General features: G+C 43.7%; 17 protein-coding genes and 2 pseudogenes. 7 read left to right on the top strand and 12 right to left on the bottom strand.

Translation table 11 applies throughout. The annotated features are described in order from the left end of the window. Positions 1–189: 189 nt before the first annotated feature. From DXA15_RS28115 to DXA15_RS20785, 3 genes and pseudogenes are all read right to left on the bottom strand, one after another. Positions 190–1,678 (bottom strand): annotated as a pseudogene (locus DXA15_RS28115) (DHA2 family efflux MFS transporter permease subunit). A gap of 74 nt (positions 1,679–1,752) precedes the next feature. Then, positions 1,753–2,730: an HlyD family secretion protein gene (locus DXA15_RS20790; protein ID WP_233567494.1), complete on the bottom strand. Its 978-nt coding sequence runs from the start codon at positions 2,728–2,730 to the stop codon at positions 1,753–1,755. A 133-nt stretch (positions 2,731–2,863) separates the two neighbouring features. Next, positions 2,864–3,787, bottom strand: a complete 924-nt coding sequence (locus tag DXA15_RS20785; RefSeq protein ID WP_128135301.1) for a DMT family transporter — start codon at positions 3,785–3,787, stop codon at positions 2,864–2,866. A gap of 365 nt (positions 3,788–4,152) precedes the next feature. Here DXA15_RS20785 and DXA15_RS20780 point away from each other — a divergent pair, with 365 nt between their 5' ends. After that, positions 4,153–4,401 carry a hypothetical protein gene (locus DXA15_RS20780; RefSeq protein WP_128135300.1) on the top strand — a complete coding sequence of 83 codons (249 nt, stop codon included), beginning with the start codon at positions 4,153–4,155 and terminating at the stop codon, positions 4,399–4,401. A gap of 124 nt (positions 4,402–4,525) precedes the next feature. Here DXA15_RS20780 and DXA15_RS20775 read toward each other — a convergent pair. Beyond that, positions 4,526–5,406: pseudogene (locus tag DXA15_RS20775) on the bottom strand (HEPN domain-containing protein). A 198-nt stretch (positions 5,407–5,604) separates the two neighbouring features. On the opposite strand from DXA15_RS20775, the gene DXA15_RS20770 reads away from it, so the two are divergent. The 5 genes from DXA15_RS20770 (at position 5,605) to DXA15_RS20750 (ending at position 12,549) form a co-directional block, all read left to right on the top strand. Then, positions 5,605–6,342 (top strand): copper homeostasis protein CutC, encoded by a 738-nt coding sequence (locus tag DXA15_RS20770; RefSeq protein WP_044245777.1) that lies wholly within the window; start codon positions 5,605–5,607, stop codon positions 6,340–6,342. 8 nt (positions 6,343–6,350) lie between these two features. Continuing rightward, positions 6,351–9,008 (top strand): DUF5916 domain-containing protein, encoded by a 2,658-nt coding sequence (locus DXA15_RS20765; protein ID WP_128135297.1) that lies wholly within the window; start codon positions 6,351–6,353, stop codon positions 9,006–9,008. 60 nt (positions 9,009–9,068) lie between these two features. After that, entirely contained in the window at positions 9,069–9,275 is a 207-nt protein-coding gene (locus tag DXA15_RS20760) for a PspC domain-containing protein (protein WP_128135296.1), read from the top strand. Beyond that, a complete protein-coding gene (uvrB, locus tag DXA15_RS20755) occupies positions 9,275–11,296 on the top strand; it encodes an excinuclease ABC subunit UvrB (protein ID WP_128135295.1) in 2,022 nt (673 codons plus the stop codon). Before DXA15_RS20760 ends, uvrB begins: the two co-directional genes overlap by 1 nt. Before the next feature lie 401 nt (positions 11,297–11,697). After that, the gene (locus DXA15_RS20750) at positions 11,698–12,549 is read left to right on the top strand and encodes an N-acetylmuramoyl-L-alanine amidase-like domain-containing protein (RefSeq protein ID WP_128135294.1); all 852 of its coding nucleotides are present in this window, start codon (positions 11,698–11,700) and stop codon (positions 12,547–12,549) included. Here DXA15_RS20750 and DXA15_RS20745 read toward each other — a convergent pair. Beyond that, positions 12,546–14,825 (bottom strand): DUF5686 family protein, encoded by a 2,280-nt coding sequence (locus DXA15_RS20745; protein ID WP_128135293.1) that lies wholly within the window; start codon positions 14,823–14,825, stop codon positions 12,546–12,548. The genes DXA15_RS20750 and DXA15_RS20745 overlap by 4 nt on opposite strands. 60 nt (positions 14,826–14,885) lie before the next feature. Here DXA15_RS20745 and DXA15_RS20740 point away from each other — a divergent pair, with 60 nt between their 5' ends. Next, positions 14,886–15,587, top strand: a complete 702-nt coding sequence (locus tag DXA15_RS20740) for a Crp/Fnr family transcriptional regulator (protein ID WP_007652918.1) — start codon at positions 14,886–14,888, stop codon at positions 15,585–15,587. Between the two features lie 80 nt (positions 15,588–15,667). Here DXA15_RS20740 and kdsA read toward each other — a convergent pair whose 3' ends face one another. From kdsA to prmA, 7 genes are all read right to left on the bottom strand, one after another. Continuing rightward, a complete protein-coding gene (gene kdsA / locus DXA15_RS20735; protein ID WP_007652920.1) occupies positions 15,668–16,471 on the bottom strand; it encodes a 3-deoxy-8-phosphooctulonate synthase in 804 nt (267 codons plus the stop codon). A gap of 323 nt (positions 16,472–16,794) precedes the next feature. Then, positions 16,795–17,715, bottom strand: coding sequence for a tRNA (adenosine(37)-N6)-dimethylallyltransferase MiaA (gene miaA / locus DXA15_RS20730; protein WP_128135292.1), 921 nt, complete (start codon positions 17,713–17,715; stop codon positions 16,795–16,797). Positions 17,716–17,787: 72 nt separating this feature from the next. Continuing rightward, entirely contained in the window at positions 17,788–18,789 is a 1,002-nt protein-coding gene (gene gap, locus DXA15_RS20725) for a type I glyceraldehyde-3-phosphate dehydrogenase (protein ID WP_007652928.1), read from the bottom strand. A 235-nt stretch (positions 18,790–19,024) separates the two neighbouring features. Beyond that, positions 19,025–19,405: a hypothetical protein gene (locus DXA15_RS20720; protein WP_233567493.1), complete on the bottom strand. Its 381-nt coding sequence runs from the start codon at positions 19,403–19,405 to the stop codon at positions 19,025–19,027. After that, entirely contained in the window at positions 19,350–19,757 is a 408-nt protein-coding gene (locus DXA15_RS20715; protein ID WP_048317187.1) for a phage holin family protein, read from the bottom strand. The genes DXA15_RS20720 and DXA15_RS20715 overlap by 56 nt, the downstream gene beginning before the upstream one ends. Positions 19,758–19,763: 6 nt before the next feature. Beyond that, positions 19,764–19,985, bottom strand: a complete 222-nt coding sequence (locus DXA15_RS20710) for a YtxH domain-containing protein (protein ID WP_007652933.1) — start codon at positions 19,983–19,985, stop codon at positions 19,764–19,766. Between the two features lie 88 nt (positions 19,986–20,073). Next, positions 20,074–20,925, bottom strand: a complete 852-nt coding sequence (gene prmA, locus DXA15_RS20705; protein ID WP_128135291.1) for a 50S ribosomal protein L11 methyltransferase — start codon at positions 20,923–20,925, stop codon at positions 20,074–20,076. Positions 20,926–21,590 lie beyond the last annotated feature (665 nt).

Here is a 21,590-nt window from a genome sequence, read left to right as displayed (position 1 = left end):
ACTTGTTGTGTGGTAACTTTAAAGTAATTCTTTCTTTGATATTTCCAATGGCTTTTTTCGTTTTAAGGGTATTTTTTCTTAAATTGATGACATTGGGTTAGAACCCTGGCTAATTTGTTACAGGCTTACAGCCTGAAGACACCGTCGCCAACTGGCTCATCCTATAATTAGCAGATAGCTCAAATCTTTCTAACTTGAAGTGTTATTTCGTTTTTTTACTTGTCGTAACCAGAACACCGGGAGCAGACAAAGTAAGGTAACTATGAACGCGATGTAGAAATCATCGTTGATGCCGCCTATGTACGCTTCCAGTTCGAGCCGTTTGATGATTAACTGTTCGGCCAGCGATTTTACCATATGACCGGTTGCCCCGGCGGTTTGTTGAGCGAAGGAGCTCAAGTGGTCGATGGTTTGTTGGTAGGCTTCACCGGTATAATTTAATGCTTCGCTGTAGCGTTGGGTGTGGTAGCTGGTGCGTTGGGTAAGCATATGGCTGAAGATGGCGACACCGAAACTGCCACCCATCTGGCGGACGATATTGGTGATACTCGATGCTTGTGCCATCTGTACGACACTGATACGGGCTAATGATAAAGTTAATAATGGGGTGAAAAGTATTCCCATGCCGATGCCGCGAAGATAGAGGCTCATCATGATATACCATTTTTCGGTCAGGAAGGAGAGGAAGATATTGAGATAGAAACTGAGTGCCATCAGAATCAGTCCGCCTGCAATCAGTATTTTAGGGTTTATCTTCTGCCCCAGTGCTCCGGCGGTGGGAGAACAAAATCCCTGGATGATTCCTACGGGAATAAAGAACATGCCGGCCTGGAGGGCTGAATATCCCCAGATTGTTCTGCAAATAAAGGGGGATAAGGAAAGTGCTTCCGAACATGCCGACCCCGAAGATGAACATCATCACGTTTGCCAGGGTGAAATTGCGGTCTTTGAATATACGCAGGTTGATTAACGGATGCTTCACCGTCAGTTCGATATAAATAAAGAGTATGAACATAAGTGCGGAAATCCACATCGAACCTAATACGACAGGACTGTTCCAGCCTTGTGTGTTGGTAGATGAATTGACTTCCGACAACCCGTACATGAACAGAGGCAGGAAGATGCCGGAAGTGATGAATCCCGGAATATCGAAAGGCTGTACAGTCTCCGCCTTATATTCTTTTTGCAGGATGGCTGTTACAAAGAGAGCGATAGCCCCGACCGGTACATTTACATAAAATATATAGTTCCAGTTCAGATTATCGACCAGATAACCGCCGATGGAAGGACCGAACGAGACGGATGCTGCCGAAGCGATGGCCCAGAAACCGAGTGCCGTTCCCCGCTGCTCCGGAGGAAAAACATTGCTGACAATCGCCATTCCGACAGGCATGATTGCTCCGCATCCAAGGCCTTCGATTACACGCCAGAAAATAAGTTCTTCGATTGAGGTGGAGTTTCCGCACATGAACGAACCGAAGGTAAATACCAATAAAGAAAGGAAATAAATCCGTTTGTATCCGAACCGGTCGGACAGCCAGGCGGCCGCGGGAAGGATGCTCGCAATAGCCAGCATATATCCTGTCAGAACCCATTCGGCAGTGTTGATACTGGCACCGAGCGTCCCCATGATGGCCGGAAGTCCGGTGTTCACGACGGTGGAGTCGAGCACGGCCATAAATGTCCCGATCATGATGTTGCCCAACACCAGCCATTTGTAGGCATTATCATTTGTATTTCCGTTCTTACCCATTATGGCTCCTTGATAATTTTAACGGTTGCAGACATGCCTGATACCAGTTTCGGCATCCGGGTATTTTCTTTTCCTTTTTTTACCTGGTCGACGGAGACTTTTATCGGGATGCGCTGGGCAACTTTGGTATAATTGCCGGAAGCATTATTAGGAGGGATCAATGAAAACTCCGAGGCTGTGTTTGTACCTATATAGAATATCTTTCCGGAAAAGGAGAATCCGGGGTAGGCGTCCAGCGTGAAATCGGCTTTCTGTCCGAGGCGGAGCGTCCGGAACTTGGTTTCTTCCAGATAAACGGCTACCCAAAGGTCTTTTCCTTCATTGATTGTAAAGAGTGTCTGCCCGGGTTGAACCATGTCACCCGGAAGCGACCACCGTTTGGCAATCACGCCGTCGACCGGAGCTGTGATGCGATAATATCCCAATGAAACACGGGTGGATTCTATCGCTGCATCAGCTGAGGCAATTGCCGCTTCACCGGATGCGATCTGTGCCCGTGAGACCTTGATCTGATCTTTGGCTACTTCTACTTTTATGCCTGTACTTTTCCAGGAGTCTTCCGCATCCTGGAATGTTTCCTGCGAAACGGCACTGGTGCTGTATAGTTTTTTGTCGCGTTGGTAGTTCACTTCTGCCTGATGGTAAGCGATTTCTGCCAGTTGGAGGTTCTTGATGGCTGTGTTGAGATTCTCTTTTTCCAGTTTCAGGTTGGCTATCGTCTGTTCACGGCGGGCAATGGTTTCCTGTAACTCTGCAACGATACTGCTGCTGTCAAGTTCGGCAAGGAGCATGCCGGTTTTGACCGTATCGCCTTCCCAGGCATATTGCCTGACCATCGGTCCCATGACCTGTGATGCGACGCTTACCCGGTAACTGTCGAGGTTGGCGTCATCGGTCGAAATATATTTGCGATAGTTCCACCACCATAGAAAGGCAATAATGACGGCGATAACCAATATGGCAATAAGCCATATCATACTTTTGTTGGGTGTTTTGTTAGAGGTACTTACACTATCCATAGTTGTGACGTATATTTTTCTGCTTAAAACAAATAAAATATATAAAGGTTCTGGCTATAAAGGTGATTAACAAGTTTGTACAATAGCTTTTTCAACGGCTTTCCTTTTCCAAATCTGCCCGGCTTTTACTTTGTGTAACCAGATAAACACCGGCAAAAACAAGGGCTGCCGATAATACCTTTTGTAAAGAGAAAGTATCTTGCCCTATCATGACGGCAATCAGTGAAGCGATAATCGGTTGTATATAATTATACATGCTCACCGTTGTCGGGCGGATGCGTTTCAGCGACATAGGTATTAATAAATAAGGAATGAATGTCGCACCGATCAGTACGAAACAGATGGCTCCAAGCTCTTGCATATTGAGTATTTCCCGCTGGAAGGCGGGTGTGTCGAGGACATGTCGGTAGGTAAAAGGCAATAATACCAACGTGGAAAAAAGAAACATCCATTTCATCATCGTTACCGCTGAATAACGTAAACTCAACGGCTTGGATAAAACGAGGTAGATGGAATATACGAAAGCACTGACGATGATCATCAGATTACCTTCCAGACTGCTGGCTTGCCCCGTAGCATGTGTGGATGCCAGGATCAAAGAAATCCCCCCGGTGCATCCCATCAATACGCCGAAGGCTTTCATCTTGGTGATCGGCTCTTTCAGGATAACGGCTGCCAGTAGCATGACGAAGATAGGGACGCCTGTTGCGATGATGGAAGCATCCACCGGCGAGGTCCGGTTCAGCCCTACAATAAATAATCCCTGATTGATGCCTACCCCGCACATGGCGCAGATAAAAAGCAGTCCCAGGTCTTTTATCGTCACCTTTTCCCGTTTGATAAATAACGAAGTTAACCAAAACAACAGGCAGGCAGACCCCATCCGCATGATGGTAAGTGCCTCGGGTTGCACATGGGAAGGTAACAGATATTTGGATATGGGCATATTGATAGCAAACAATATATTTGTTATCAGAATGAGTATATGCCCTTTCAGCTTCTCTCCGTTAAGCATTCTTTTATTTTCAATTTGTTTCTGGAAGCAAAGATAGGACTTATTCGGTAGTTTTCTGTTCACGAGGGCCTCATTAATATTTATGAGGACGCCAAAAACAAAATACTAACTGTAGTTTGATAGAAAACATATCTTCCGGATTCTATCAACTACATATATCTCTATAATACCCCTGCAATGGAACATTCTGCTATCTTTACCGAAAATGATCATGATGTTACTTTCAAACGAAAAATAATTATTGGGCGTAGTCTTTGAACTTGTAAATCAGTATATGCCCCTTACCTGTAATTAAGAAGGAAAATGTTTGTTGTTAGATGCAAAAAACTATCTTTGTATCTATCTAAAAAGCAGGAGGATTGAATATGACAGCATTTGAATTGGAAGCTCGTAAAACTGAACTTATCCGGGAAATACTTAACATTGATAATAGTGAAGTATTGGATAGAGTACGGCGAGAACTTCGTAAATGGCTATCCGTTAGTGAAAATGTTCCTTGTTCCTATACGCTGGAGGAGGTAAAACAACGACTCGAACAAACAGAGTCAGATGCAATAGCAGGGATCGGTATTAAGGAAGATGAGGCTGATCTGATAATAGATAAAATGATATGATTCATCTGGCATAGTGATAAAATAACGCTTTGTCATTTTTCCCTCTTAACCTGTTCATTATATGAGCTGGTTAAGGGGGAGGTTTGTTTATAGGCTTCTTGCGAAGGAAAGGAGTGACTTTATTCTACTTATCCATCTGCCGATACGCTTCGATTTGAGACTGGCAGATTTGTTCGGTTATGTCACGTAGTCTCTCTATTTTAGGAAACAAAGCATCTATATCTTCTTTAGTCACAACGAATTTAGAATTATATCTAGCTTCTACATAGCAAGCCGGAGTAGTTCAAATAATCGTTTTTCTTCCTTTGTGTTTCGAGGGAAGGTCTTTTGCAGTTCGGGTGAATATTTGTGAGTAGAGCCCAATAATTTAGATAAATTGTGTTGTTTGCTATTTTTCAGGGTGTGAACTAAGCGTAACGCATAGAAGTAATTCTCACAGGCTTGGTGCAGCATGAAAGATGCTTTTTTATACCACTCCTTTGAGTAGTTGAATTTTGCGTTTTCGAAGAACTCATTCGCACTATTGAAACTTTCGTTAAAATATTCTTGTGCCTGCTGTCTAATCTCCTCAAAGTTTAGTTTTCGGGGTTGTTCCAGTTTGTAATTTCCACTATCGTATAGCATAATTCCTTGTTTTTGGATGCTTGTATAGAAATATCTTCCTTCCGACAGGTCTGAGTTCAGCTTCTCTATATCATCGTTGATAAATTGAATAGGGACTTGGTTGTCAGGGCGTTTGTAATATTTGTCGTCCACAGTATCCAGTATATGTCCCACCTCTCGTACATCTTCATTGCTGGTAACTACCAACAGATCGTAGTCACTCATAAATGAAGTAAGGATACCGAATTCATCCCGTTCATCATATTCCACAAATGTACCCCTGGCATAACTCCCGTATAGGATAATCATTTCGCAATGAGGTACTTTTTCCAGTACTAAGTTGACGATCTGTTTCAAATCGTTCTTAGCGTATTCGGGTAAATGGGAACAAGATGTTTTCATTAGACACTCCAAGTTTTATGTTATACATCGGTAAAGATACGCGATTTTTTCTTTTCTTATTCCCGTTGCTGGTATTTATGGTGGGGAGTTGTTTCAGGATAAATAATGACACCTACAAAACCAATCGTCTTATGAAATTATCGTACCTTTGTATCATTATATTAATGTATGGAAGAAAACAAACATAAAGACAAACCTATGAAACCAACCCGTATAATCGAGATATGTGCCAACTCGGCACAAAGCTGTGTGGAAGCAGAGGCAGGGGGAGCTAAGCGTGTAGAACTTTGTGCCGGCATTCCGGAAGGGGGAACGACTCCCAGTTATGGTGAGATTAAAACAGCGCAGGCATTGACTTCTACTATTGATATAAATGTCATTATCCGTCCGCGCGGCGGTGATTTTCTGTATACTCCGGCGGAGATAGATGCTATGTTGCTGGATATTGAATTATGTAAACAACTGAAAGTACACGGTGTTGTTTTCGGATGCCTCACTAAAGAGGGAGATATAGATGTTCCGTTGATGCGCAGACTGATGGAGGCTGCCAAACCGTTGTCGGTAACCTGCCACCGGGCATTTGATGTCTGCCGTGACCCGTTTGCGGCACTGGAACAACTGATTGAACTCGGATGCGACCGTATCCTGACTTCCGGCCAGCAATCGGATGCCGTTAAAGGTATTCCTCTGATTGCGGAATTGGTGAGGCGTGCTGACGGACGTATCATTATTATGCCGGGATGCGGTGTCCGTGAAAACAATATCGCGAAACTCGAAGCGGAAACAGGAGCGAAGGAGTTTCATACTTCCGCCCGTAGCATCGTTTACAGTAAAATGGAGTACCGGAATGAAAATGTGCCGATGGGAAGCAGTATTGTCTCTTCGGAGTTTGAAACGGTAGAAACCGACCGGAATAAAGTGGCTGCTTATTTGTAACTGATGAGATGAAATACCGATTGTCCTTTGTTGCCTTGTTGTTGTCTTGTGCCTTGGGTAAGGCGCAACAAGATTCTATTGTCCCTTTTGAAGCGGCATACAAACGTGTTTATAATATAACGAAAGTGACAGGGGCGAAGCCGGTTATGGATGGGCGCCTGGATGAAGATTTCTGGACGAAGCAGGGCGAATGGTCCGACCGTTTTGTCCAGATTATTCCTTATGAACGGCAAATGCCGGATGCGCCTACCCGTGTGAAACTATTCTATGACAATAAGTATATCTATGTCGGTGTCTATTGTAAGGAAAGCCATCCGGAAAAGATGAACCGCTTTATCGGTAACAGGGATGATAACAGCATGGGCGACCTTATCAGTGTAGCCTTTGATACGTATCATGATTACCGGGCCGCTCCGGAGTTTAATATCAATCTGGGGGGAAACAAGACTGACCTGGTCGTGACCGATAAGCTGAATGTCAATTTAAGCTGGAATGCCGTATGGGAAGGGAAGACCTATATCGACATGGCCGATTCCTGTTGGACGGCGGAATTGCGTATCCCGTTCAGCCAATTACGATATAACCAGCATTCCGATGATGGCATCTGGGGACTTCATGTCCGCCGTATCAGACGTCAGAATAATGAGGTTCAGAACTGGAGCATGATTCCTCTGAAGAATAACGGCCACGTCTTTTCTTTCGGAGAGATGCACGGGATGGACGATTTGCCGAAGCCTCGTGGCATCGAATTTCTCCCATATGTGATGGGAAAATACCGGAATGAACCGAAGGTTGCCGGAAGCCCTTACCAGAAAGGACATAGCTGGGGTGGAAATGTCGGCCTGGATGCGAAGTTCGCCCTTTCGGATTTTACGCTGGACCTGACGGTCAATCCGGACTACGGCCAGGTGGAGTTGGACCCTTCGGTGATGAACCTGACGGCTTACGAAACATTTTATGACGAGAAACGTCCTTTCTTTCTGGAGGGAAAACATATCCTTGATTTTGCCAATGGCAGTGACATGATGTTTTATACCCGTCGTATCGGTGCCGCTCCGTCATATACTCCGCAGGGAATCGACAATATCAACAGTTTTGCAGACAGCAAAGACAATGTTCCTATCATCGGTGCCCTGAAGCTGACAGGGACGAACAGACGCGGAGTGACAGTAGGCGTTGTGCAGAGCGTAACGGCCCGTTCTTCCGCCAACGTGACCCGTAACGGGGTTGAAGATGTTGAAGTAGTGGAGCCGCTGACAAACTATACAGTAGCCCGCGTACAGAAAAACTGGAAAGGAAATAGCCTGCTCGGAGGAATGGTCACATCCGTCAACCGGGTATTGGACCAGCCTTATCTGGAAGACTTTATGGTTCGTAACGCCTTTACGGCAGGAATAGATTTTACCCAGTATTTCAAGAACCGTCTTTATTATATAGATGTAAAGGGAATGTTCAGTTCCCTGAATGGAAGCAAAGAGGCGATAGCTGTCCGGCAAACCAGTCCGGTTCATTATTATCAGCGTGCATCGGCATCCGGTTATCTGGGAGTGGACCCAGACCGCCGTTCTCTGAACGGAACCGGCGGTTATGTGAAAGTCGGACGGAAGGGGAATGCCAAGTGGGCTTTCTCGGAAACCTTTAGCTGGTCGTCTCCCGGTTTCGACCTGAATGACATGGGGTATATGAAAGAAGCGGATAACCGGACGAATGAAACGGAAGTGGTGTACCGCCAAACGGATATCTGGAAGTTATTCCGTTATAATGCTTTTACACTTACCCAGAAAAACCAATGGAATTATGGGGGAACTCCTTTCAGCAACGATGTCGCCCTTCGCTGGCAGAGTATGACAATGAGCCGTTATGAAATGGATATGAAGGAAACTTTCGTCTGGAACCGGCTGGATAGCCGTTTGCTTCGCGGAGGCTGGGATATGCGGTTGAATCCTTATTTCCAGACTTCGGTTAAAGTGAATACGGATAAGGCAAAGCGGATGATGTTCATGTTGAAATATGAAGGAAATCATAATCTGGACGGGTATAACCGTTTTAATACGTTGTCGCCCAGCCTGACTTTCCGTTTAGGAAACCATGTGTATTTGTCGGGGCAGGTGGATTATGCCTGGAATACGGACAATATGCAATATGTCGGAACATTAACGGCAGCGGCATCTCCCGCTCAGACCGACCCTTCGCTGATCTATCTGATGGGACATATGGACCAGAAAACGTATGGCCTGACAATGCGTTTGCAGGTCAATCTCACTTCGGATATCTCCATACAGTTCTATGGTTCCCCGTTTACCTCGACTGCGAAGTTCTCTGATTTTAAAGAGGCTGCGGATACGGAATCCCGTACATATGACAAACGTTTCCATGTCTTTTCCGGGGATGAAATCGGTTATTCGGACGGAAGCTATCATCTAAAAAGTGGGGGAAGGGAAGCATCTTTCAGAAATCCGGACTTTAGTTTTAATGAGTTCCGTTCCAACCTGGTGGCCCGTTGGGAATATTTGCCGGGTTCCACGATCTATTTTGTCTGGGAGCATCGCATGTCCAATCAGGACAACCACCGGGTGACAGGCTGGGGGAATAACCTGGACCGTATGTTCGGCCTTCCGGCAACGAATACTTTTATGCTGAAGATGAATTACTGGTTCAATTTGTAACCGGATTACTTCTGCCATATAGATATATATACTATCTTTACGAAACAAAAATAAGACATCATGGAAGAAGAAGCACCAAAAAGACTTTATCGTTCAAATAATGGAATGATTGCCGGAGTATGCGGCGGTATTGCGGATTACTTTGGTTGGGACCCGACACTGGTACGTGTCGGCTATATACTGCTGAGTATATTTACTGTGTTTTCCGGGGTTATAGCTTATTTGATACTCTGGATAGTTATACCTAAAAAAGGACTATACGAATAATGAATTTTGAGTTATCTTCACCATTCAGCCCGACGGGAGATCAGCCGGAAGCAATAGCGGCTCTTTCGGAGGGCATCCAGAGTGGTGTACCTTTCCAGACGCTCCTCGGAGTAACAGGTTCGGGAAAGACGTTTACTATTGCCAATGTGATTAAGGAGGTACAACGTCCTACTTTAATATTAAGTCATAACAAAACGCTGGCTGCGCAGTTGTATAGCGAGTTCAAAGCCTTTTTTCCGAATAATGCCGTAGAATATTTCGTTTCCTATTACGATTATTATCAGCCGGAGGCTTACCTGCCTACTACGGATACCTATATCGAGAAGGATTTGCAGATTAATGAAGAGATAGATAAACTTCGTCTTCGTACGACAGCTTCTTTGTTGTCGGGTAGAAGGGATGTGATTGTTGTTTCTTCCGTATCCTGCCTGTATGGTATGGCCGACCCGACGGCATTTGCCGAAAAGGTGACCCATCTGGAAAAAGGAATGCAGATTGACCGCGACAAGTTGTTACGGCGCTTTGTCGATGCCTTATATGTAAATAATAAGTTAGAGTTTAACAGTGGATGTTTCCGGGTAAACGGAGATACAGTCGATATATTTCCGGCAATCGAATCGTTTGACGGAGTGGCTTACCGTATCGAGTTCTGGGGGGATGAAATAGATCGTTTGTCTTCTTTCGACCCGAAGACCGGACAGGAGATTGACGAGCAGGATGAACTGAATATTTATCCGACCAATTTATTTGTCACGACCCAGGAACGTATAAATATGGCTATTGGCCAGATCGATGTCGACCTCGGTACGCAGGTGAATTTCCTGAAAGAGATTGGCAAGCATTATGAGGCGAAACGTTTATATGAACGTGTTACCTTCGACCTGGAGATGATTCGCGAGTTGGGACATTGCTCGGGTATAGAAAACTATTCCCGTTATTTTGACGGCCGGATGGCCGGTGAACGTCCTTACTGCCTGCTCGATTATTTCCCGAAAGATTTTATGTTGGTAGTCGATGAAAGCCATGTCACGATCCCACAGATACGGGCCATGTACGGGGGAGACTATTCCCGTAAAAAGAACCTGGTGGAATATGGTTTCCGTCTGCCGGCGGCGATGGATAACCGTCCGCTAATGTTTGATGAATTCGAATCGATGACCCCGTTGGCTATTTATGTAAGTGCGACTCCGGCCGATTACGAACTGGAGAAGAGCGAGGGGATTGTTGTCGACCAGGTGATTCGTCCGACCGGATTGCTCGATCCGGTTATCGAGGTTCGTCCGACATTGAATCAGATCGATGACCTGATGGAAGAGATAACGCAGCGTTCGGCTAAAGATGAACGTGTCCTGGTCACGACGCTGACTAAACGTATGGCGGAAGAGCTGACTGCTTATCTGACCCGGATGGGAATACGTTGTAATTATATCCATAGCGATGTGGATACTCTGGAACGTATCCAGATTATGGATGATTTACGGAAAGGTTTGTTTGATGTGCTGATTGGGGTAAACTTGCTTCGTGAGGGACTGGATTTACCGGAAGTCTCTCTGGTGGCTATTCTGGACGCAGACAAAGAAGGGTTCCTTCGTTCTCACCGTTCCCTGACGCAGACAGCCGGACGTGCTGCCCGTAATGTGAATGGAAAGGTTATTTTCTATGCGGATAAGATAACCGCCAGTATGCAACTGACAATGGACGAAACGACCCGTCGCAGAGAAAAGCAACTTGCCTATAACGAAAAGCATGGCATTACTCCCCGGCAGGTTATCAAGACCAGTGTCTCTCTTTTGGGTGAGAAACAGCCGGCTACAGCCGAACCGTATGCTTATGTCGAACCGGAACCAAGTCTGGTTGCCGATCCTGTTGTTAAGTATATGAATCGTCCGCAGTTGGAAAAAGCAATCGAACGTACCAAAAAGCAAATGACGGAAGCTGCTAAGAAACTAGATTTTATCGAGGCCGCTCAGTTCAGGGACGAGTTGATTAAGTTGGAGGAATTGTTGAAAACGAAAGTGTAGAAATAATTGACCTATCTGTTTATAGTGACGGGAGTAACAGCTTCCCCTCTTGAGAGGGGGCAGGGGGTGTGTTAAAGCCAGTCAATAAAAACATACTTTGTTACAGGTTTATTTGCCGTCTGCTTCAGCTGACGGATTAGTCAATTATCTATTTCTCCAGACTTTAGTCACATTTCTTATAAGTTTCTATCTAAGAGAAATGTGGCTGAAGCCGAAAGAAAGAAACAACTTTAAACCGTCAGCTGAAGCAGACGGCAAATGAACCTGTAATAGTCAAGTGACTCTGATTATGATAGTTGATAGGCGAGGATATGACACACCCCCTTCCCCCTCTCGAGAGGGGAGCCAGTTACAACCAGTTACTATAAACAAACACTCACATCTGATTAATAAATGAATTTATGAAAACAAGTTGGCTACTCTTTTTCTCCTGCTTTCTCTTTTTTCGGGGGCAGGCTGCGGATAAAATATATTATACGGATGAAGACCGGGTTGTCTTTGACCGGTATGTTTCAGAGATGAAAGTAAATAAATCTTTGCCTACCGGTGAATTGATGGTTAAAACGGCCCGTTTCTTTTTGGGCACTCCTTATGTGGCTGCAACATTGGAGATGGAGCCGGAAAGGTTGGTTGTAAACCTGCGTGAAATGGATTGCATGACATTGGTGGAGAATGTAGTTGCCCTGACACGGACAATTCAAAGTGAGAACCCTTCGTTTGAAACCTTTTGTAAGAATTTACAGGCACTTCGTTACCGGAATGGAGAGATTCATGACTATACCGATCGCTTGCATTATACCACCGACTGGATTTTCGAGAACCAGCGCAAAGGAATAGTGGAGGATGTTACTTCAGCGGCCGGAGGCGTCTCTCTGCCGGTGAATGTCTCTTTTATGTCGACGCACCCCGATAGTTATAAGCCATTGAAAGAAAATCCGGAATTGACAGCCCGGATTGCCGTGAAAGAGAAAGAGATCAACGCCCGTCCTTATTATTATATACCGGAAACCGAGATAAACCGGAACGCAACAGGCATAAAAGACGGAGATATCGTTTGTTTTGTCACAACGATCAAAGGCCTAGATATATCCCATGTCGGTGTCGTTTGCCGGGTAGGGGATAAACTGACCTTTATCCATGCATCTACTACGCAAAAGAAAGTGATAGTCAATGAAACTCCTTTACAGGAATACGTGGAAAGTATCAAGCGTAACAGCGGTATAATGATCGTTCGCCCACAGATGTCCTATTAAAATAATTCGAAGGCAAACTTGAGGCCGATATTCTGGTATTTCCATCTATCGAATCCGGCAAAGGCGGCAACGTTGAAAATATGGTTACCGAAACCATATCCTACCTCTGTGTAACTCGGTAAAACGGGTGTCCACAGGTGACTGAAATAAAAGCGTTCAGACAGAATGTACTTAGATGTTTTCTTCTTGAAAAGTTGTGACAAGATGAAGGGGCTTTCGTACATAATATGTCCTTGCACATATTTGTCGGATGCATTGAACCAGAAACTCCTTAGTTGGTTGAATACTCCTCCGAATTCATCTCCCCACGATTCAGGGAACTGGCGGCGTGAGAAATAACGGAAATCGGCAAAGTAAATAGATTTGGGATTCAGGTAAATGCCTCCACTGATGTGATAATTGAGTTTTCTGGACAAACCGAGTGCAATGCTTTGGTGAATATCCGCTTCGATCCGTCCGTAATCACCGGAACTTTTACCTACTCCGGGGATTGCACGGGCAAATTCGACTGAAATGGTCGGATAATAGGAATACAGATATTCTTTGCGATATCCGTCCATCCAGTAATACTGGCGTGGCGTATAGGAAAAGCCGACGACGGGAGTAAAATCATGATAGTTATCGTTGATGATTTCTTCTATCCCTTCTCCGGGATTTGAAATATCACTTTTCTTTTTTACCGGTATCCGGCGGTGGTAGGAAACGCCGGTCCATAGTTGGAATCCGTTGAACAGTTCGATGTTGTTACGTATTTCAGCATAGTAGTGTTTGAAATATTCCAGATTTAGGTCATCGAAATTAAATGTAGAATCTTTCAACTGCTCGTTTATCTCTTTCATAATGGCTGAAGAATAACTCTGGTTACCATTACCGACCGAGAGGCTCAATATGCCTTTTTTCTCCGGCAGATATTCCCAGTCTCCTGACACGGTGAAAAAGATTTCTTTCCGCTTAAATACGAAACCGACGTCTGGGCGGAAACGGAGCTGGCGGTCTTTGTCGAAAGTCTTGCTGATGCGCAGACGTTGCCTGTACGTTATTCCGTTATGCCCTGAATACCCCAGTTGGAACGGGTTGAATATTCCTGAATATTTGAGGCGGGTCGTTTTATAGTCCATGCTGATGGTATTTGTGAACTTTTCTGTCAGCTTCAGGTATTTGGTGATATTCGCAGAATCTATTTTCTGTTCATTCGTATTGTTGGCGACATGATATAACCTCTCTTCTTCCTTTGTCAAAGGAATATCGCGTTCTTTGTTCCAGAATGTCGTGTCTGAAATGATGGGAACCGTATCTGAGGATAATTTATAATATCCGGTCAGGTCCAGTGATCTTTTTCTTTGCGTTTCGTTATCTTCTTCCACCCATTCCACCGCTTTGTATTTGAAAGAAGAATGGTAGCTGGTGGCAATGGCATTCCCCAGGACATGGTAGCGCAGATACAGGCTGGCTTTATCCGGAAGGATAAAGCGGCGGTAATCGCGTCCGAAAGTCATGATCAGGTTGAATTCGGCAAAATCGAAACGTCCGTTCACATCTATCTTGTCGATAATCCAGGATTGGTCGCGGATATACAGGTCGCCGCAGATTAGCTTCTGGCTCCATAATTTGGGCATGAACCGTATCTTATAGATCCTGAGCCCGCTGGTGTCACTGACACTTTCCAGGTCGAATGTATAAAATTTGGAAGCCTGGTTGGTCATAGGAGTGATGATGCCTTCATTATATATGGTGGAGGAATAGACATTGAGGTTCAGAAAACTCAATGCTTCCTGCTGCTTCTTGTTGTTGGGGATACTGTTCCCGTTTACGGCCTGGAAGTTGTGCAGGAAATTGTTGGGGGCATTGAATTTCGACTTGCTTACCATTTCGAAGATCATATCCTTGTTTTTCCTGTCGACCGGGAAGAGGTGATGTGCGAAACGCATCAGAAAGTTCTGTTTCAGTATTTCCGTACGCCCTTTTATATATATTTCCGCTTCGTACTTTGAAAGGACATGCTGGTATTTTTCGGCGTTTTTAATTACCTCTTTCATAATGGAATCCGCTTTTACGGACGATTCCGTTTTTTCTTTTAAATCAGGCAACACTTTACTTCTATAAGTGCTTTCCTGTTTGGCGGCAGCATTTACAGTCAATAAAATCAGAGCAAATATCAAAACGTATCTTTTCAACAAATTATCACCCCTTTTGCTGCAAACGTAACGAATAAAATTCAAATTAGTAGTAAAAGAAAGTAAAATGTAATTATAAATACAATTTATCGTATTAAACATTTTATTATTTCAAAAGAAAAGTTGTACATTTGTGCTTCATAAGTATGTTATAAAACAGTCGTGGTTAAGCAACAAAAAGAAGAGGTCGATCTATCGGCCAGTTTAGCAGAAGTATGGAGAGTACTGACCGACAAAGAGCGGGAAGTTCTCCGTAATAATTCGACGATCCAGCATTTCAAACGTAACGAGTTGATCTATTGCGAGGGCGACGAACCAAGGGACATGATGTGCTTACTGAGAGGTAAGGTAAAGATTTTTAAGGAAGGTGTCGGCGGTCGCAGCCAGATCATCCGGATGATTAAACCTGTACAGTATTTCGGTTACCGTGCTAATTTCGCTCAGGAGAATTACCTGACAAATGCCTCTGCATTTGAAGCATCTGTTGTTTGTCTGATACCGATGACAATAGTTACGGACTTGCTGATGGGTAATCCCAATCTGGCAATGTTTTTTATTCGTCAGTTATCGTTTGATTTGGGAGTGGCGGATGAACGTACCGTTAATCTTACCCAGAAACATATTCGGGGTCGTCTGGCGGAATCTTTATTATTCCTGAAAGATAGTTACGGTCTGGAAGAAGACGGGGCTACATTGAGTATTTACCTGTCTCGTGAAGATTTGGCAAACTTGTCGAATATGACTACTTCCAATGCTATCCGTACCTTATCGACATTTGTAACTGAGCGTATCATTGCTATCGACGGTAGAAAGATCAAGTTGATAGATGAGGATAAGCTGAGAAAGATAAGTAAGATGGGATAACGAAGATATGACTTTTGAAAACAAAAGAAGGGACTTTCAGTTACGAAGGTCCCTTCTTTTGTTTTTAAAAGTCATGACATTTATTTGATTGCTTCACGGATGCGAACTAAACGTGTCAGTAAGCCTTCGAGCAAATCTAATTGTAGCATATTGGCTCCATCGGATTTTGCTTTGGACGGTTCCGGATGGGTTTCGATGAAGAGACCGTCGGTGCCGACAGCAATAGCGGCTTTGGCTATTGTTTCTATCAATGCCGGCAGGCCGCCTGTTACACCGGATGTCTGGTTGGGCTGTTGTAATGAGTGGGTTACATCCATGATGACCGGATAACCGAAATCCTGCATTTGCGGGATGCCCCGGTAATCGACAACCAGGTCTGTATAGCCGAATGTGGTTCCCCGCTCGGTAATCATGACGTTGTCATTTCCAGCATCGGCAACTTTTTGTACGGCGAATTGCATGGCTCCGGGAGAAAGAAACTGTCCTTTCTTGATGTTGACGATCTTTCCGGTTTGTGCGGCGGCGACAAGCAGGTCCGTTTGACGGCAAAGGAAAGCCGGGATTTGCAAGACATCTACATATTCGGCAGCCATGGCAGCTTCATGGGTTTCATGTATATCTGTAACGGTCGGGACGTTGAATGTTTCGCTTACTTTGCGTAAAATCTTTAAGGCTTTCTCATCGCCGATCCCGGTAAATGAATCGAGGCGGGAGCGGTTTGCCTTGCGGTATGAACCTTTGAAGATATATGGAATATTCAGCTTCTCGGTGATGCCGATAACCTTTTCGGCGATACGTAGCGCCATGTCTTCCCCTTCGATCACACAAGGACCCGCCATCAGGAAGAAATTATCTTTATTCTTAAAATCGTTAACTGTTATCATAATTGTTTGAGTTTATGTTTCAAAATTTATCAAATTTGAACTATCCTGTCATCAACCTCACTTGACTATTACAGGTCTATTTGCCGTCTGCTTTAGCTGACGGACTAGTAAAGAATCTATCTCTCTGGACTTTAGTCCCATTTCTTAAAGCTTTCTATCTGAGAGAAATGTGGCTAAAGCCAAAAAAGAATCAGCTTGTAAACCGTCAGCTAAAGCAGACGGCAAATGAACCTGTAACAGATGAGTCACTTTGACAGTTGGATAGTTCAATTATTTCTAAATTGTCACATTGCCATATTGGTTCAATTATTTCCAAAATAGAATTATCCCTGTTCCAGCAACTCTAATGTCTGCCTGATCTTTTCCTCTGTCGGTAATGTGGCATCTATCCAATGGATCGTGCAACCCCGGCGTTCCATTCCGCGGAACCAGGTCATCTGACGTTTGGCAAATTGGTGGATGGCTATTTCTAATTGGGCAACCATTTCTTCGTAAGAAAGTTTACCAATGATGTATAGTGTGAGATATTTATACTCCAATCCGTAATAAATGAGGTCTTCCGGTTTGACGCCGGAGGCAATGATGCCTTTTACCTCGTCTACCATGCCTTCCTCCAGACGGGCACGCAGACGTCTGGATATTTTTTCGCGTCGCAGTTCCCGATCAATGTTTATGCCAATGATCAGGCTGTTGATCGGATCATATTCGTTTGCATCGGGGGCCTCGGTTTTATAATATTCTTCAATCTCGATGGCCCGTATCGCCCTTTGTGCGGAATCTACGTCTGTCTTGTTATGCAATACTTTGTAACCGGCTAGTATTTTTTCCAGTTCTTCCAGCGACTTGCCTTGCAAAGACTCCCTTAACTCCGGATTTTGGGGAACATCCAGCAGCTTGTATCCTTTCAATACCGCTTCGATATACATGCCGGTTCCACCGCAAAGGATAGGGAGCTTGCCTTTTTCTTGTACGTTCTGGTAAGCACGGAAGAAGTCATGCTGATATTCGAATACATTATATTTATATCCCGGATCGCAGATATCGATCAGATGATAGGGGATTACTTTACCGTTCACTATATAATCGGCCAGGTCTTTCCCGGTACCGATATCCATGCCACGGTAAATCTGGCGTGAATCGGCACTGATGATCTCCGTATCCAGCCGGTCGGCCAGCGCTGCGGCAAAAGGCGTTTTACCGGAAGCGGTCGGGCCTAGTATCGTTATAAGTTGATATGTTCTCATTATGGAGCAAAGATAATAAAAAAAGCCGTCCCCTTTGCGGAGGACGGCTTCCATATACTGATTTGTATTTGATTACTTACCAGCGATAACGCGAGCCATTTCACAAACTTTGTTTGAATAACCCCATTCGTTGTCATACCAAGAAACGATCTTAGCGAAGTTGTCATCCAAAGAGATGCCAGCTTTAGCGTCGAAGATAGAAGTGTTAGAGCAACCACGGAAGTCAGTTGAAACAACTGCATCTTCTGTGTAACCCAGTACACCTTTCAATTCGCCTTCAGATGCTTCTTTCATAGCAGCTTTGATGTCGTCCATTGTAGCAGCCTTTTCCAGAACTACTGTCAGGTCAACAACAGAAACGTCAGAAGTCGGAACGCGGAAAGCCATACCAGTCAGTTTACCGTTCAATACCGGCAGAACTTTACCTACAGCCTTAGCAGCACCTGTAGAAGAAGGGATGATGTTTTCAAGGATACCACGGCCACCTCTCCAGTCTTTCTTAGAAGGACCGTCTACTGTTTTCTGAGTTGCAGTAGCAGCGTGAACTGTAGTCATCAAACCTTTAACGATACCGAACTTGTCGTTCAATACTTTAGCGATAGGAGCCAAGCAGTTAGTAGTACAAGAAGCGTTAGAGATGATGTCCTGTCCTGCGTAAGTTGTGTGGTTAACACCATAAACGAACATAGGAGTAGCGTCCTTAGAAGGAGCAGACATGATAACTTTCTTAGCACCAGCCTGGATATGTTTGCGAGCAGTTTCGTCTGTCAGGAAGAAACCTGTAGATTCAACTACAACTTCAGCACCAACTTCGTCCCATTTCAGGTTAGCAGGATCCATTTCTGCAGTCAAACGGATTTTGTTACCGTTTACAACCAGGTTGTTACCTTCTACAGCAACTGTACCATCGAAACGACCGTGTACTGAGTCATATTTCAGCATGTATGCCAAGTAATCAGCATCCAACAAGTCGTTGATACCTACGATCTGAATATCATTGCCGAAGTTTTTAACTGCAGCGCGGAACACCATACGTCCGATACGGCCGAAACCGTTAATACCTACTTTAATCATTGTAATAAAACTTTTATGGGTTTATTAAAAATATTACATAAAATCCATTTAACAGCCACAAGGAGTTGCGCATGAAGCCAATATCGTCAGCATTGCGGTGAATGCCATAAAGAGAATCAAATTACGTTTCATTTTATCCTTGTTTTTAACGACTGCAAATTTAGTCATGTTTTTTTATTCTACCTTTATTAATGTGAGAAAAATATGCCCTCTAACATAAATTAAATGTTAGGAGTTATTTCTTTTTCTTAAACAGAAGGTTTGTAAACCAGCTTTGAGCCTTTCTGATTCCCCATGTCAGCAAGAATGGGCGGATTACATCCCAGGCTACGGGCAGCAGGCCTTGTGCGATACTCAGATAATCCGAGAAACCGATCGGGGTTACCGGCTGGCTGGCTGTTGCTGTTTCTGTAGATTCTGTTTTTTTTGATTTAGTGTTGGGAAATAGTAAGGTGGTGAAACCGGATATCAAAAGGCTGCCTGCATTTTCCTGGATATAAGAAAAGTCGTCATTCAGCTTTTGTTCCTGTATAACACATTGCTTCCGGATTCTTTCCTTGTCAGAAATCAGTTTCTCCAGTGGCGTCAGTGGCTTGTTTTGTATCTGTTGCATCATCTTTTTCGTCATTACCGTTTAATGCTGCAATCACTACGTTCAATACCGTGTTGCAGATTCTGCCTTTATTCATTATAATGAGCCCGATCAATAGGAGATATAACACTGCCACGAAAGCAAAGCCGGTTCCCATCGAACCGAAGATATCACCCATAAAGAACCCTAATGCCAGGAATATGAACAGGATGGCAAAGAAAGCCAGAAACAATAAAATTAGGCCATACGAAAGAATGGCGATCAGTTGGCCGCTTCTTTCGTATGTGCTTAACTTTAAAAGTTCAAGCTTTAATTCTACGTAAGTTGAAACATCATCTTTCAGCTCACGAAAGATTTTTCCTGAATCTTTTTCCATAAATAATTATTCAGCTACGATTTCTTCGGTAGCTTTTACAACTTCAGTTTTACCTTCTTTGTACTTGGCGAGAGCGGAATTAAAGCCTTCTTTTACTTTTCCAACTACACCGTTCAATTCTTCCAGTAACTGTTCTCTCTTATCGGTAGCTGCCAGATATCCAACTGCTGCACCAACTGCTGCACCAACTACCAAACCTAGTAATAATTTAGAATCTACATTTTTCATAACTCTTACATTTAAATGTGTTTACTAAAATAACGCTTTTATTCGAATGATAGTTTACTTCTGTGTTAACTTTTACTGTTAAATAAAGTTATGGCTTCTGTGTCTTAACGGCAACCCAATTGTTTTTCTCTGCGTGGAAAATGAATTTCAATCCGTTGCGTTCGCACTCTGCCTGGATGGCGGGAATGTCTTCAGTATAGAATCCGCTCATGAAAAGGGTTGCTCCCGGTTTCATGCAGGCGGCATACCGGTTAATATCGTTCAGCAGGATGTTGCGGTTGATATTGGCGAATACAATATCGAATATACCGAATGCGGGGATTTGTTCGGCGCCGCCCAAGGCAATCTGTATATCTTCCGTATGGTTCAACCGGGTATTTTCCAGCGCGTTGTTGTAAGCCCATTCGTCGATGTCGATTCCGACTACTTTATTGGCGTGTTTCATTTTTGCCAGGATGGCCAGTATGGCTGTTCCGCATCCCATATCCAGCAGGTCTTTGCCTTCCAGGTCGAGTTTCAGCATTTCGCTGATCATCAGGTAAGTTGTTTCGTGATTGCCTGTGCCGAAAGCCATTTTCGGGTCTATTATAATATTATATGTATAACCCGGTTCCGGTTCGTGGAAAGAAGCGCGGATGATGCAGTCGTTACCGATACGGATGGGCTTGAAATAGTTTTTTTCCCATTCTTCGTTCCAGTCCTTGCTTTCCACCAGTTGTTCGGTGTACCGGATGGTTACGTTTTCCAGCGGAAATTCATTCAGTTTATCCTGTAATGCTTTTACATTATATAATTGGTCGGATACATAAGCCAGCAAGCCGTCTTCGTCTTCGGTAAAACTCTCGAAACCGATTTCGCCCAGTTCGGACGCCAGTACATCACTGATGATTGTTGCCTCGATAGGCGATTCATAGGTGAATTTCAGTTCGTAATAATTCATATTCTTTGCTTTTTATTCGTTTGGGGACAAAGGTATCGAATATATTTAAGAAAATATAATCAGGATAAGAAAGGCCATTGTGCTTTTCCCACTTGAAGTATGTCCAATCAAAATACAGAACGGCTTTATCTCCGCATGTTGGATAGGCCCAAAATCAGTAACTGAAATTCTTTCCATATCATCTTTCTTTGTTATGACAAATATCGTCTTTTCTTAATAGGTTAAATGATCTTTTGTATAATATCCTTTATATCCAGATTCAATTGTCTTTACCGTCATCCTTGACTCTGTTTATCAAAATGTCATTTTACCTCTGTCGCCAGCAGGTTGTATGTATCAGGGCTTGGGTATATTGTTTTTTATTCGATTCTAAAGAAGATTGAAAGTGTCTTTATTTTGATTTTTATGATTTTGGTGTGCCTTTTTGCTTTGTTTCATCGATATAAAATAGATAAAGTGAGTGAATGAAGTTGTATACATGTGAATGTGTTGTTTGAATTGTATGTATGTTTTTATCTCTTCCAGAAAATAATTCTGCTAAAAAACATGCATTTCAAGTGATAAAACCATCCAAAAACGGCTAAATTCAACTGTAATTAACAAAAATTTCCTTTTAAACGAACCTCAATTTTGTTTAAAAGGAAAATAATCTCGTTTTAAACGAA

Origin of the sequence: Parabacteroides sp. AM58-2XD (genome assembly GCF_003463685.1) — a bacterium.
Taxonomy (GTDB): Bacteria; Bacteroidota; Bacteroidia; order Bacteroidales; family Tannerellaceae; genus Parabacteroides; species Parabacteroides segnis.
This window is presented reverse-complemented; position numbering and strand designations above follow the sequence as displayed.

Excerpts from the sequence above, each read along its gene's own strand:
- DXA15_RS20790 (WP_233567494.1), bottom strand. The coding sequence starts at position 2,730 with ATGATATGGCTTATTGCCATATTGGTTATCGCCGTCATTATTGCCTTT.
- DXA15_RS20785 (WP_128135301.1), bottom strand. The coding sequence starts at position 3,787 with ATGCTTAACGGAGAGAAGCTGAAAGGGCATATACTCATTCTGATAACA.
- DXA15_RS20780 (WP_128135300.1), top strand. The coding sequence starts at position 4,153 with ATGACAGCATTTGAATTGGAAGCTCGTAAAACTGAACTTATCCGGGAA.
- DXA15_RS20770 (WP_044245777.1), top strand. The coding sequence starts at position 5,605 with ATGAAACCAACCCGTATAATCGAGATATGTGCCAACTCGGCACAAAGC.
- DXA15_RS20765 (WP_128135297.1), top strand. The coding sequence starts at position 6,351 with ATGAAATACCGATTGTCCTTTGTTGCCTTGTTGTTGTCTTGTGCCTTG.
- DXA15_RS20760 (WP_128135296.1), top strand. The coding sequence starts at position 9,069 with ATGGAAGAAGAAGCACCAAAAAGACTTTATCGTTCAAATAATGGAATG.
- uvrB (WP_128135295.1), top strand. The coding sequence starts at position 9,275 with ATGAATTTTGAGTTATCTTCACCATTCAGCCCGACGGGAGATCAGCCG.
- DXA15_RS20750 (WP_128135294.1), top strand. The coding sequence starts at position 11,698 with ATGAAAACAAGTTGGCTACTCTTTTTCTCCTGCTTTCTCTTTTTTCGG.
- DXA15_RS20745 (WP_128135293.1), bottom strand. The coding sequence starts at position 14,825 with ATGTTTAATACGATAAATTGTATTTATAATTACATTTTACTTTCTTTT.
- kdsA (WP_007652920.1), bottom strand. The coding sequence starts at position 16,471 with ATGATAACAGTTAACGATTTTAAGAATAAAGATAATTTCTTCCTGATG.
- miaA (WP_128135292.1), bottom strand. The coding sequence starts at position 17,715 with ATGAGAACATATCAACTTATAACGATACTAGGCCCGACCGCTTCCGGT.
- gap (WP_007652928.1), bottom strand. The coding sequence starts at position 18,789 with ATGATTAAAGTAGGTATTAACGGTTTCGGCCGTATCGGACGTATGGTG.
- DXA15_RS20720 (WP_233567493.1), bottom strand. The coding sequence starts at position 19,405 with ATGATGCAACAGATACAAAACAAGCCACTGACGCCACTGGAGAAACTG.
- DXA15_RS20715 (WP_048317187.1), bottom strand. The coding sequence starts at position 19,757 with ATGGAAAAAGATTCAGGAAAAATCTTTCGTGAGCTGAAAGATGATGTT.
- DXA15_RS20710 (WP_007652933.1), bottom strand. The coding sequence starts at position 19,985 with ATGAAAAATGTAGATTCTAAATTATTACTAGGTTTGGTAGTTGGTGCA.
- prmA (WP_128135291.1), bottom strand. The coding sequence starts at position 20,925 with ATGAATTATTACGAACTGAAATTCACCTATGAATCGCCTATCGAGGCA.